General features: G+C 53.8%; 11 protein-coding genes. 2 read left to right on the plus strand and 9 right to left on the minus strand.

Annotation, left to right across the window (positions count from 1 at the left end; translation table 11 throughout):
- Positions 1-66: 66 nt before the first annotated feature.
- The 6 genes from hpaI to V6936_RS12360 form a co-directional block, all read right to left on the minus strand.
- Positions 67-870, minus strand: a complete 804-nt coding sequence (gene hpaI, locus V6936_RS12335; protein ID WP_003802177.1) for a 4-hydroxy-2-oxoheptanedioate aldolase — start codon at positions 868-870, stop codon at positions 67-69.
- A 174-nt stretch (positions 871-1,044) separates the two neighbouring features.
- Complete coding sequence (locus tag V6936_RS12340; protein ID WP_336579950.1) at positions 1,045-1,788, minus strand: ABC transporter ATP-binding protein; 744 nt, start codon at positions 1,786-1,788, stop codon at positions 1,045-1,047.
- Positions 1,764-2,594, minus strand: coding sequence for an ABC transporter permease (locus V6936_RS12345; RefSeq protein WP_003802179.1), 831 nt, complete (start codon positions 2,592-2,594; stop codon positions 1,764-1,766). Before V6936_RS12345 ends, V6936_RS12340 begins: the two co-directional genes overlap by 25 nt.
- The gene (locus V6936_RS12350) at positions 2,594-3,607 is read right to left on the minus strand and encodes an ABC transporter substrate-binding protein (protein WP_003802180.1); all 1,014 of its coding nucleotides are present in this window, start codon (positions 3,605-3,607) and stop codon (positions 2,594-2,596) included. Before V6936_RS12350 ends, V6936_RS12345 begins: the two co-directional genes overlap by 1 nt.
- A gap of 140 nt (positions 3,608-3,747) precedes the next feature.
- Positions 3,748-4,323: an SGNH hydrolase domain-containing protein gene (locus V6936_RS12355; protein WP_336579951.1), complete on the minus strand. Its 576-nt coding sequence runs from the start codon at positions 4,321-4,323 to the stop codon at positions 3,748-3,750.
- Positions 4,305-5,639, minus strand: a complete 1,335-nt coding sequence (locus V6936_RS12360) for an acyltransferase family protein (protein WP_336579952.1) — start codon at positions 5,637-5,639, stop codon at positions 4,305-4,307. The genes V6936_RS12355 and V6936_RS12360 overlap by 19 nt, the downstream gene beginning before the upstream one ends.
- Positions 5,640-6,208: 569 nt before the next feature.
- On the opposite strand from V6936_RS12360, the gene V6936_RS12365 reads away from it, so the two are divergent.
- Positions 6,209-7,255 carry an LPS O-antigen chain length determinant protein WzzB gene (locus V6936_RS12365; RefSeq protein WP_219235193.1) on the plus strand — a complete coding sequence of 349 codons (1,047 nt, stop codon included), beginning with the start codon at positions 6,209-6,211 and terminating at the stop codon, positions 7,253-7,255.
- Positions 7,256-7,316: 61 nt separating this feature from the next.
- Positions 7,317-8,588 carry a sugar transferase gene (locus V6936_RS12370; RefSeq protein WP_219235195.1) on the plus strand — a complete coding sequence of 424 codons (1,272 nt, stop codon included), beginning with the start codon at positions 7,317-7,319 and terminating at the stop codon, positions 8,586-8,588.
- A 6-nt stretch (positions 8,589-8,594) separates the two neighbouring features.
- Here V6936_RS12370 and V6936_RS12375 read toward each other — a convergent pair whose 3' ends face one another.
- Genes V6936_RS12375 through V6936_RS12385 form a run of 3 tightly spaced genes read right to left on the minus strand, consistent with a single transcriptional unit; the run spans position 8,595 to position 11,691 of the window.
- Positions 8,595-9,401 (minus strand): glycosyltransferase, encoded by an 807-nt coding sequence (locus V6936_RS12375; RefSeq protein ID WP_301606029.1) that lies wholly within the window; start codon positions 9,399-9,401, stop codon positions 8,595-8,597.
- Complete coding sequence (locus V6936_RS12380; RefSeq protein ID WP_301606030.1) at positions 9,401-10,591, minus strand: O-antigen ligase family protein; 1,191 nt, start codon at positions 10,589-10,591, stop codon at positions 9,401-9,403. Before V6936_RS12380 ends, V6936_RS12375 begins: the two co-directional genes overlap by 1 nt.
- Positions 10,588-11,691, minus strand: a complete 1,104-nt coding sequence (locus V6936_RS12385; RefSeq protein WP_301606031.1) for a hypothetical protein — start codon at positions 11,689-11,691, stop codon at positions 10,588-10,590. The genes V6936_RS12380 and V6936_RS12385 overlap by 4 nt, the downstream gene beginning before the upstream one ends.

Here is an 11,691-nt window from a genome sequence, read left to right on the forward strand (position 1 = left end):
CTGTGCCCGACAGGCGGTCAAACTGCCACCCCGTCATGGGCAGGTCCGAAGCCCCTGGCATTTAGCTCAGTACGCTGCCCCTGGCTGAGCAACAGGCACGGCAATCTCATCCTTGAACTGACTCAGTAACACCGTAGCGGCTTGCCGCAGCAACACGGCGTCCACGCCGACGGCGACAAACAGGGCTCCCAAGGACAGGTAGCGATGCGCAGCCTGAACATCCGCCTGCAAAATACCCGGCGCCTTTCCCGCCTGACGTATACGTACAATTGCCTCTTCAATCGCCGCCAGAACCGCCGGATGTCCTGGTTCGGTCAAATAGCCCATGCTGGCGGCCAGATCAGCCGGACCAATAAAAACCCCGTCCACGCCTTCCACCGCCAAAATCTCATCCAGGTTTTCCAGGGCTTGCCGTGTTTCAACCTGGCATAGCACGCACATTTCCTGATTGGCCCGCTCCAGATAATCAGACGTGGCCCCCCAGCGGGCCGCGCGAGCCAAGGCAGCACCCACACCCCGGATACCATGGGGCGGATAGCGAACCGCCGCCACGGCCGCCCGGGCTTGCTCGGCATCCTGCACCATGGGAATCAGCAGGTTCTGAGCCCCTATGTCCAGCAGCATCTTGATCTGCACGGGATCATTCCAGCTAGGACGGACAATCGGCGCGATCGGGTGGGCCGCGACCGCCTGCAACTGCGCCAGCAAGGTCTGCACCGTGTTGGGAACGTGCTCGCCATCGAGCAAGATCCAGTCGTACCCCAGGCCAGCACACAAATCCGCCACGTACGGGCTGGCCAAGCCATGCCACAAACCGATCTGTGGCCTGCCTTGCTGCACAGCCTGCTTGAATGTATTGACCGGATGCATCCTATCTCTCCTTGTGGTCTGCGTGGGCATCAAACAAGCAGTGTAGAACGCACGCGGGCAAAATGAACGTGAACACGAGGTTTATGTCCGGTACGTCATCGTCCATGGACGGCAGATGAAAGACAAAAAAAGGCCCCACACCGGGGCCTTTTCAAGGCAAGACAACAGGCGGTGCTACAAAGCCTGCCCAACCTGTTTGACCAACTCGCCAAAACGGGGCGTCGTGCGGTCTCGTGGGCGAGGCAGGTCCACCTCGATCCGAGCACTGACCCCTGCCGGACTGCCTCCCAGCACGATAATGGTATCGGCCAAAAAGACAGCTTCATCAATGTCATGCGTCACAAATAACACGGCCGCTGAACTACGCTGCCACACCTGCACCAGCTCATCCTGCAAAGCCTGACGGGTCAAGGCATCGACCGCCGAAAAAGGCTCGTCCATGAGCAGTAAATCAGGCTGTACGGCCAGAGCACGAGCGATACCCACCCGCTGCACCTGCCCACCCGACAATTGATGCGGCCAACGGTCTTTCAGGTGGGCCAACCCTACCTGATTCAAGGCCGCCTCAACTCGCTGCTCGCGCTCCTGACGCGACAGCCCCAGACCTTCCAGCCCATACGCCACATTTGAAGCAATGCGTCGCCAGGGCAACAGGCGGCTGTCCTGAAAGACAAACGCATTGGCGCGCCGACCAGGGCTATCGTGCAGATTGGAGCGCAAATGTCCGAAGCTGGGTTGGCTCAAACCAGCAGCAGCCCGCAACAAGGTGCTTTTGCCAACACCGGAGCCACCCACAATCGCCACAAAATGCCCGGGCTGAACATCCAGGTTCACATCACGGATCACCGGCGCCGGCGCACCGGGGTATTGAAAACCAAATCCCTGGAACTGAATCAAGGCTGCCACTGAAGTACCCATTTGTTAAAAGTCAGAAACAGCATGTCGCACAAGGTGTAAACCACCGAGATGATCAGCATGTAGACCACGACCGCATCGTAAGCCCCTACCCCGGCTGCGGCATTCATTTCCTGTCCCATGCCAGGAACACCCAGCAGCTCGGCTGCAATCAGCGTCATCCATGCCTGTCCGATGCCGGCGCGCACGCCGCTGAGCAATCCGGGGCTGATGGCAGGTAAAACTACCGTCCAGGCGCGGGAGAAATAAGAATGGTGCCCGAAGGCAGCCGCCAATTCGTAATAGCGTGGATCTACCGAGCGCACAGCACTATACGTGGCAAAGTAGTTCAGCCAGAACACGCCAATAGCGATTACGAAAGCCGCCCCGGTATGGCTAACCTTGAACCAGGCAATCGCAAACACCACCCAGGCCAGTGGCGGGATGGGACGCAGCAGACGCACCAGGTAGGCCTGCAACAAGTCAAAGCGATGGATGGTTGCCGCAGCCAGACCAAACCCAATCCCCAGGATGGTGCCAATGCCCAAGCCCCAGAAATAATGCACCAGACTGGACTGGGCAGCGGGCCAGAGCCGGCCAGCCTCGATTTCCTGAAACAGGGCCGATGGCAGGCTGAAGGGATCAGGCAGCGTACCGCGAGGAGCCCAGCCATAAACATAAGCCAGACGCCACACACCAATAAAAAGCACAAGGCCGGCTACACCGTAAACCATCCGCTCCAGGCCTCGACGCCACAAGGCATCGAGCCAGACGCCGTCAGAAGCGGGCGCAGCAGCGGGCGGCAAACTTGCTTCTTTTGCAACGCTCATCAGGGAGCCGCCTTTTCGTAGAAACGGATATCGAACAAGCTTTGTACATCGTCAAGCTTGGTCGCCAAGGTGCCCAAGGACACCTGGAAATCCTGCAGTTGAGCCGTGCCGTCAATAATCTTGCGGGGGTCAGGCTGAAACTGATCACGCGAGCGTTCGATGGCTGCTTGAACGATCTCTTTAGGCAAACGTCCACCGCCCACATACTTCTGCACATACGGGGTGGCCTTGGCAGGCTCATCGCGCAGCATGGCTGTGGCACGCAAATGGGCATTGACCAGATGCTGAACCAGCTCAGGCCGGGATTCGATCAGACCTTCGCGCACCAGCAGCACCGAACCAGGCTCATTGGGGAACAGTTCACCACCGTGCGCCACAATTTTGGCATCAGGCTGACGCTGCAAAATCTGACTGACCGTAGGCTCCAAAATGGCAGCGGCGTCCACCGCATGATTGCTCAAAGCCTGCTGAATCTGAGCCTCGCCCTGGTAGATGACCTCGACCACATCCGGATCAACTTTCAGCATATTGCGCAGCCAATACTGCAAGGCTGCCTCGGGAACAGCGCCTTTAGGGTAGCTGGCAACCTTGGGCTTACGGCCCTTTTCCTGCGTAAACCGGGCAACGGCGGCGGCAAAATCCGGTTTGTCGGCATCCAGATAAGCAGACAAATCCCCAATCGCCACCACACTGACCTGCTCCACGATATTCGAGGCCAGAACCTTGACGTCGGCCTCTTTGGCTCTGGCGACCAAAGCCGGACCAATACCTACGTAAGCGACATCCAACTGTCCCGCAATCAGGGCCTGGGTCAATGCGGGTCCGCTTTGAAACTGCACCAATTTGGGCTCAGGCTGCCCTTCTGGCAGTAAGTCGCCAGATCCTAAGGCAACGAACAATTGAGCGGCAGGCATGATGGGCAGATAGCCGATCTCCAGCGTTTGCTCAGCAGCCTGGGCGCCGAAAGAGACAGAAAGAGCAAGAAGACCAGAGGCTACATAACGGGAAAACATAAAGATCTCGTAGGACAGGCTAAAACTGAAGCTTAAACCTGTTGGGGAGACGCATCTTTATTTGCTAATAACCAAAAAGCATTAAAATAGCCTTCTTTACACCTTCTGCTCTGATACCTGCCAGGCTCCCCCTCCGACACTCAATGGCGTCCGGGAGCAAGCAAGTGATGCCCCTCCTGAACAAACAACTGCCCCAGCGAGGTGGAGCCATAGACATTCAAATGATTGTTATCGAAATAGGCCATGCGTCCGGCATACCGGCCCTGCTCGGCAAACGGACGCGCCACCGCCCCGACGTCGACCCAATACACATTGGGGATTCGGTCCACAATCTGTTTGATGATCGCATTGGCAGCCTGCGCCTTCTTTCCTGGCGCTCGTTCAATATGTATGCCCAAACGACTAAAAAGCTCTTGGCGAATGGGAGAGACAGCAAGCTCGGGGACATCCGACAATACATAAACCGGTGTGCTGGCCGCGATACTGCGTAAGGTATGTTCGAGCTTTGAGAGGTAATCGGGGTCAGCCGCCTCCGGTTCTTCGCCCAACTGATAAGACCAGAAGGAAGTGAAAATGACGGCCTCATACTGCCGATAGGCTGTGGCTATATATTCCTTAAGATTCTTACAGGGCTCGCGCGAGGATTCAGGCAAGACATGCTCATTAAAACCAAATACCGGAGAGCAGGAGCTGCCTGTTACCACGTACGCCGCCACCCCTCTTTACGTCCCACTTCGTCCACAAACGAATTCAAAGCCGCTGCATGAGAATCACCTGTCACCAATATCCGCGGAGATTTCTCCGGATCGCCACGCAAACAGCGCTTGTCAAACGTGCCATGGCAAACATCGGTGCCATAACTCAAGAGCGCAGGATCAAGATCCAAAGACGGCTTGACCGCCTTCAAACCCAGCCCCAAGCCCGCCAGAGCAAGGGCCGGGAGCAAGAACAAAGCCAGAAAAGCCGTCGTGAACCCAACGTTCCAGCGTTTGCAGCGCTGCTCCACCAGCCTGTAGGACAGATAGGCCAGAATAAACATGCAAGGCACTGCCACCAGCAACCAGCTGAGCGGCAACACATAAGCGCCATAAACATAGCGCAGATACGCCAAAATCGGCCAATGCCATAGATACAAGGAGTAGGAAATCAAACCTACCGCGACCATATAGGGTCTCTGAAAGATCCACATGACCCAGCCACCGGTCGCCTGTTCCGAGCGCCCACCGTAAATGAAGAGTCCAGCCCCGAGGCAGGGAATAAGGGCATTGAGCCCAGGAAAAACAGACTGCTTGTCCAGCATCAGCAGCCCGCCCACTATCAGCATGATCCCGGTCAGCTGAAGCAAGTGACATCCGCGTCGATGGCTGTACACCGGCAGAAAAGCAAATAAAGCGCCTACCAGCAACTCACTGAAACGTAAACGCAGTAAAAAATAAACCGAATCTCCTGCATGCGTAGACAGCAAATAATACTGGCTATAGGCAAACCCCAGCGCCACCCCGCACGTCACAAACACCGTCAGAGACAGATCCAGGGTATCCTTGCTACGTCTGGAAAAGAACCTGAAAGCCAGCAAGAACACAAGAGGCCAGATAAAATAAAACTGCTCTTCTATGGAAAGCGACCAAATATGCAATAACGGCTTTTCATCGGAAGCAATATCAAAATAGCCACCGTCTTTGGAAAAAAACTGATTCGCCAAAAAAGCAGAAGAATAAAGAACAGAACTAAAAAGCCGATCAAAATCTTCTGGAAGAAGAAGAAAAAATCCAGCCAATAAAGAAAACAGCAAAACAATATAGAGCGGTGGCAGTATTCTTCTAATTCTTCTTTTGTAAAAATCAAAGAAAGAAAACCGCCCCTGCATGACTTCATTTTTTATGATGTGACTAATCAGAAACCCTGAAATCACAAAAAAAACGTCCACCCCAATAAAACCACCGGGCAGCCAATCGGAATTCAGGTGAAAAATCAGGACTGATAGCACAGCCAGGGCGCGTAGACCATCGATGTCACTTCTATATTTCATCATCTTATTTTTACGACCAAGAACGCATCAGTCCTGTATAAAATCCATCAGACCACTGTTATAGTGCGTACCCAGGCAGCGGTCTGCCAAGACACTTCCTGCCGCAAACCAGCCTCGGCATCCTGTCCACAGGGTTCCACATCGGACACCCAGACTGTCACTTCAATACAACAGACATAGTGACAAAAACCACCCAGACACGCACTTACAACCAGCAACAAATACTATCATTGCAGTTCGGCTTTACTTGCTAAGTTTCTCTGATAAGTTAGCGCCAAACGTCCGCCTAACGCAGATGGGACACCATTATTGCTCAAGCACTCCCACACTGGGTCATTCACTCGGTTAGTCCCCCTCACACTGCCCTGACTGTACCGGCCAACTTGTAACACATTGGGTTTTTTATTTGATATGCCTGACCAAGCAGCCGGTATTACTGTTTTATAAGGCCCCTACTTCAGAAAAAAGCTCGTTAAAAAATTTCGAAAATAAACGTTTTAAACCCATTGAGATTAGAATTGAAGGTTGAGATCTTCAGTTCAGCGAAACGTTGACTATCATCCGGAGAATGCGTGAACACTGTTAGCCAGAACCCTGAAGCCAATACAAGAAACATTAGTCTGAGCGATCTAATTAGGCTGTTTTGGAAATCAAAAAAAATAATTCTAGCAGTCACTCTGCTGTGCACCTGTCTTTCCATTGGCTATTTGGTGTTGGTACAACCCACCTACCAAGCCACCACGCGAGTGCTGCCTCCTCAGGCAAGCGATTTGGCCGAGTACGTCGAGAGCGTGAATACGATAGACACGGGCATTTCCGAGAAAGACACTCCACGTCCACTGGACTCCGCGCATGTTTACGGAATTTTCTACACCAACCTCAAATCAGACTCGATCAAAAATAAATTTTTGACGCAATACTACCTTCCTTATTTTGCGCCCAAAGATGAAGTCGAGACCGAGCAGGTTGCAAAGCGTCTGGACAAATCCTTGAGTATTACAGGCTCTACGGCAGAGGGTGGCGGCCTGAACGTTTCCATTAAAGCGAAAGATCCAAAACTGGCGGCTCAGTGGGCCAATGACTATACACAACTTGCCGTACAGGCTACTCATGCCGAGCTGCTCAAGAACCTGCAAAGTGAGATCAGCGCAAAAAAACAAAGCACCGAAAACCGGATAGCAACGCTACGTCAGCTGGAGCAGGACCTTCAGAACCTGAAAATAGGGCGCCTTCAGGACGCCTTGACCGTGGCCAAAGCCATGGAACTGGAAGCGCCGATGCCAGGCACAACTGTCATCACGCTGGACAACAGCCCCGGCAATGAAAACAGCTTTATGCGGGGGACACGATCGTTACAGGCCGAGATAGACGTGCTTAGCAAGCGCAAGGATCAGGACGCCTACATTGCCGGCTTGCCCAAACTGCTGACTCAGCAGGCCTTGCTGCAGACCCTCAACAGCAATCCCGAGTTCTCGGTAGCCCGCATCGATATGGCTGCACAGCCACCGTATGAGCCCATCAAGCCAATCAAACCCTTGGTCTTGCTGATAGGGATTATTTTCGGTCTATTCCTGGGGATGTTTGTTGTACTGATTGTCAGCACAATCAGAAATGATTGAAAGCTGCTGTTTGCCACCGCGCTCGCACGTAGCCTTTCACTACCATATACGACCGTAGGATATGAATACCTTACCTAGCCGCCGCTTTCAGAAAAAACACGAGCAAATCCTGCTCTCTTCGCCATTCCTGCTGTTTGTAGGCTGGCTGGTTTCCGTTGCCCTGCCCACTGCCCTGCATTGGGGCTTGAACGGCTTGCTGACACCCGATCTGGGCCAGAAAACGGCCTTGATCGTGGCCTCCATCGCCTTTGTCATTTGCCACTTTGTGGTTCGCAAGATCAACACGTCCTATCCGGGCGGACAGTCGAGCATGTTCATTGCACCGCAAGTCATCACCATTTACGTGCTGGTTGCGCTGGTCTCCCTGCTCTTAACGCTGAACCTGTCTCGCTTTATCCTGCTCACGAGCGGTGCCTGTGCCTTGCTCTGGTTTTACCTGGAGCATTTCAGCACGCAAAAATATCGCCGCTTAAAGCTGGCGATTATCAAAGGGGGGATGAGCGATCATTTGTTTGAGCTGGACAATGTTGACGCTCGAGAGCTGACAACACTGGATTTGCAGAACGTTCGATATGATGCGGTGGTGGCGGACTTCAACGACCTGAGCAAAGACGATGAACGTTTTCTGACGCAATGCGCGCTCAAGCGCATTCCTGTCTATGACGCCAGTCTGGTTTATGAGTCGCTTTCAGGGCGTGTGCGAATCAACCGCATGTCCGAGAACAACCTCGGAGCCTTGCTGCCCACCAAAGTCTACGAGACCACCAAACTGCTGATGGACCTGGGAATCGTCCTGCTGTCCTTACCGATCGTGCTGCCCATTGGTCTGATCACTGCCTTGCTGATCAAACTGGAAAGCCCTGGACCAGTTATTTATACCCAGCAACGCATTGGGCTGGGTAACAAGGAATTTACCATTTATAAATTCCGCAGCATGCGCTTTGATCGCGAGCAGCCCGAGCAGTTTGCGGGCGAGGACGACCCACGCATCACGCGTGTTGGCAAAATCATCCGCAAGCTGCGTATTGACGAACTTCCGCAGTTTCTCAATATCATCAAGGGCGAAATGAGCCTGATCGGCCCGCGCCCCGAACAGCCCAACTTTGTCAGGGCGTTCGACGAGCAGATTCCGTTTTACAACTACCGCCATGTGGTCAAGCCAGGAATTACGGGCTGGGCGCAAGTGCGGCAAGGTTATACGGATGATGCAGACGCCACCCGCATCAAGATCGAGCATGACTTCTATTACATCAAGAACTGCTCGACCTATCTGGATCTGCACATTGTCTTTCTGACCATCAAAACCATGCTCACCGGTTTTGGCGCCCGCTAGCCCAACTTAGCGCAGCAATTTCAGGTAAATATGCTCGCGCACGAAAGGCGGCAACAAACGGGCTGGGGTACGTTGCAAACAGTTGAGCAAAAAGCGTCCCAGACCAATAAAACCTAAAGAATAAAACGTATACTGCGCGGCAATTTCCTGCCGCGCGTAACGCCATCCACCCCGACGCCGATACATGGACAAATCGGTACGGGCACGCACCAGGGGCTGCTGAATATTCATCCCTTTTGCCCCCGAGAGCAAAAGACGCACCCACAAGGCGTAATCCTCGTAGAAATACTCATTCCCATAGCTGCCGCAACGCAGCACCGCTTCTTTACGGTACATCACCGTCATATGATTGAACGGGTTTCGTCGCTGCCCGTACTTCATGATTTCTTCATGGCTTTCGGGAGCGGCCCGATAACTACGGATTTGCTGCGGGTCCTCAGCAAACTCGGCAATTGATGAGCCGATAATATCGAGTTGTGGATCACGCTCCAACTGCTCAAGTTGACGTGCAAATCGCTCTGGCTCATTAATGTCATCGGTATCGAAACGGGCCACCCAGGGATGGGTGCAATGCTGCAAACCTATATTTAACGCTTTGCCCAAGCCCACATTCTTTTCCAGCGGTACAAGCACCATCGGCAAGCGCGTGCGATAGCGCTCCACCAGCTCACTCAGCTCTGGGCGTACAGGACCATCCAGAACCAGCACCACCTCATCAGGTTGGCGGGTGGAATTCACGACACTGTCCATCGCCTGCTCGAAATTGGAGGCCTTTTCACCGTTGTACAAGGAAAGAAGCAAAGAAAACTGCATTAGGAAGCCTTAGAGTGAGTAGCAGGCAAAGGCAAGGAAGCCAATGCCGCCAAAGCAAACCAGATATAGGGATACAGATAGCTGCGGGCAGCCACGATGCCGAACAAGCAGAAAAACAAGACCGCCAGCACGGATTGAACATGATGCTGCCGTATGGCGCCAAACACCCCGCTCATGAGCCCAGCCACGATAATGCCAATCAGCCCCAGCGCAGGGCCAACCCCGTAAGCACTTAGAAACGAGAGATAATTATGCGCATAGTTTCCCGTCACCCCCGTGGCCACGACATCGTACATGTAGCGGCCCAAGACCCAGTTACTGCTTAAAAAATCCAGCTCCTGGCGCATCAGCTCCAGACGGCCAGACAAGGACGAGTCGTTCTCAAAAAGAAAGAGCCTGACCATGCGGTGTTCCGGTCCGAGCAAATCAACAAGCCACGGCCCCAGGGCAACCAGTAACAGCGCCGACAACAAAAACACAAAGATGGCGGCCACTTTGTTCCTGACAAACATGACCGCCACACAGGCCAGCACGAACGCCAGAAAAGAAAAGCGGGAGTTAAGGAAAAACAGAACCCAGAAACTGATGACAAACAAAACCACAAAGTGGCTACGCTGCCGGACAGAGACCAGCATCAGCAAGGCCACAATTGCATAGCAATCGGACAAGGTCAGATAGATGCTGGCTTCCACAATATTTTTATGAAAATCCTGCCCGATATATATGTAGCTGAAGATATAAACCACGCTGGAAAATACCCAGCTGAATTTCACCGTGGCAACGACACCCCGGGACTGCTCGGCATACCATTTTCCCAGCAGCACCAATAGCAAAGGCGCCACCCCGGTATTGGAAAAGTACCTGGACAGGGTCCACACATCGACATGTTGCAGCAAGCTGGAAAACTGCACAGCCTGGATCAGCAACACCCACATCAATAAGATTGAGACCGCGACAAACAGCGGCTTTCCCCTGACCTCTCGTGCACGGAATGCCACCTTGCTGACTAAAAGGGTCAGCAACAAGCCCACGCACAGTAAATACAGGACGCTGACATTGATTCTGGGAAAACCAAACATCGTTTCCAGAAATTTCCACACGGGGCCAAACGCAAAGAAAGCAAAGAAGGAGACCTGCGCCACCAGACGGTAAAGCGCATCAATTTCAATGCGTAATGGTTCCGAGTTCATGAGTGCCTTGCCTTTTCCTGTTCGGTCAGCGCCCGGGCCAAGCCCTCCAGCAAACTAGTTTTGGCAATATAAGCCTGGGCCGCCTGACTGACTTGCGCCCGGTCTGACAAACGCACAGCGTGTGCGTAGTCCAATAGCGCAGCCATGTCCACAGGCCCTTGGCAATAAAAAGGGAAATCCCGATCAAAGACATCCTGATGCCCCGAATACACCGGCAAACCGAGCATAAGATACTCCCGCACCTTCAAGGTGCAGGCTTGCAACATGCCTTTTCGATTCAAAGCGAAAGAGCTCAGCCCGACCCAACAGCGCTGCGCCAGGGCGGAAATCTCATCCGCACTCAAGGTTCCATGCAACACGATGCGTGGATCGTTCTGGCATCGAGCCAGATCCGCTTCAAACACAACGCCCACAATGTGCAAACAAAAATCTGCCTGACTGCGCTCCAGCGCGTCCAACACCAGATCCAAGCCGTGCCAGTCATAAAAATGGCTGGCCACAAACAAGAACTCGGGCCGATCCTGACGGTGATCCGCCATGACCTGGCCGGTGTACATCACCCCATTGGGGTAGGTGTAGGTATATTTTCCCGCTTGTCCGGCGCGTTCCGACTCGTAGGCACTGAGCTCAGGGGTCACGCCAATCACCCCCGCGGCGCGGCGAATTGACCAGCGCCCCAATACCGACTCGGCATAAGAGCGCAATTTGCCCAACACCCCGCCCCCGGCCAGCTCATCAAGTTCTTTCGTGTGATGCACTAGATAAACGGGCTTGGGACAGGTGCGGATAAACAGATACTGGAAGGGGTCATGAACGCTATGGCGCAAGACAAATACATCAATATCGTGCTGCGCGCGCAGCCAACGCAGATAGCTGAGGCGAAATGCCACCCAGGCCCAGGCCAGCCGCCACTTGCTGCGGCCATCAACCTGCACCCCCGAATCCACCCGGATCGAGTCAGGAATCCGGGCATCAGGCGCCGAAAACGCCCGCGTGCGCCAGGGCAAACCCAATTGATCTGCTGCCTGCTGCTCCCAGGTCATCTGAGCCACAATGCCATTGACCGGACGCAACAGCATCGCAGAGTGTAAAAACCGCAT

Source organism: Alcaligenes sp. CHO6 (assembly GCF_037120595.1).
Classification (GTDB): domain Bacteria; phylum Pseudomonadota; class Gammaproteobacteria; order Burkholderiales; family Burkholderiaceae_B; genus Alcaligenes; species Alcaligenes ammonioxydans.

Bases quoted from the DNA above. Each gene is read 5' to 3' on its own strand.
- hpaI (WP_003802177.1), bottom strand. From the start codon at position 870: ATGCATCCGGTCAATACATTCAAGCAGGCTGTGCAGCAAGGCAGGCCA.
- V6936_RS12340 (WP_336579950.1), bottom strand. From the start codon at position 1,788: ATGGGTACTTCAGTGGCAGCCTTGATTCAGTTCCAGGGATTTGGTTTT.
- V6936_RS12345 (WP_003802179.1), bottom strand. From the start codon at position 2,594: ATGAGCGTTGCAAAAGAAGCAAGTTTGCCGCCCGCTGCTGCGCCCGCT.
- V6936_RS12350 (WP_003802180.1), bottom strand. From the start codon at position 3,607: ATGTTTTCCCGTTATGTAGCCTCTGGTCTTCTTGCTCTTTCTGTCTCT.
- V6936_RS12360 (WP_336579952.1), bottom strand. From the start codon at position 5,639: ATGATGAAATATAGAAGTGACATCGATGGTCTACGCGCCCTGGCTGTG.
- V6936_RS12370 (WP_219235195.1), top strand. From the start codon at position 7,317: ATGAATACCTTACCTAGCCGCCGCTTTCAGAAAAAACACGAGCAAATC.
- V6936_RS12375 (WP_301606029.1), bottom strand. From the start codon at position 9,401: ATGCAGTTTTCTTTGCTTCTTTCCTTGTACAACGGTGAAAAGGCCTCC.
- V6936_RS12380 (WP_301606030.1), bottom strand. From the start codon at position 10,591: ATGAACTCGGAACCATTACGCATTGAAATTGATGCGCTTTACCGTCTG.
- V6936_RS12385 (WP_301606031.1), bottom strand. From the start codon at position 11,691: ATGCGGTTTTTACACTCTGCGATGCTGTTGCGTCCGGTCAATGGCATT.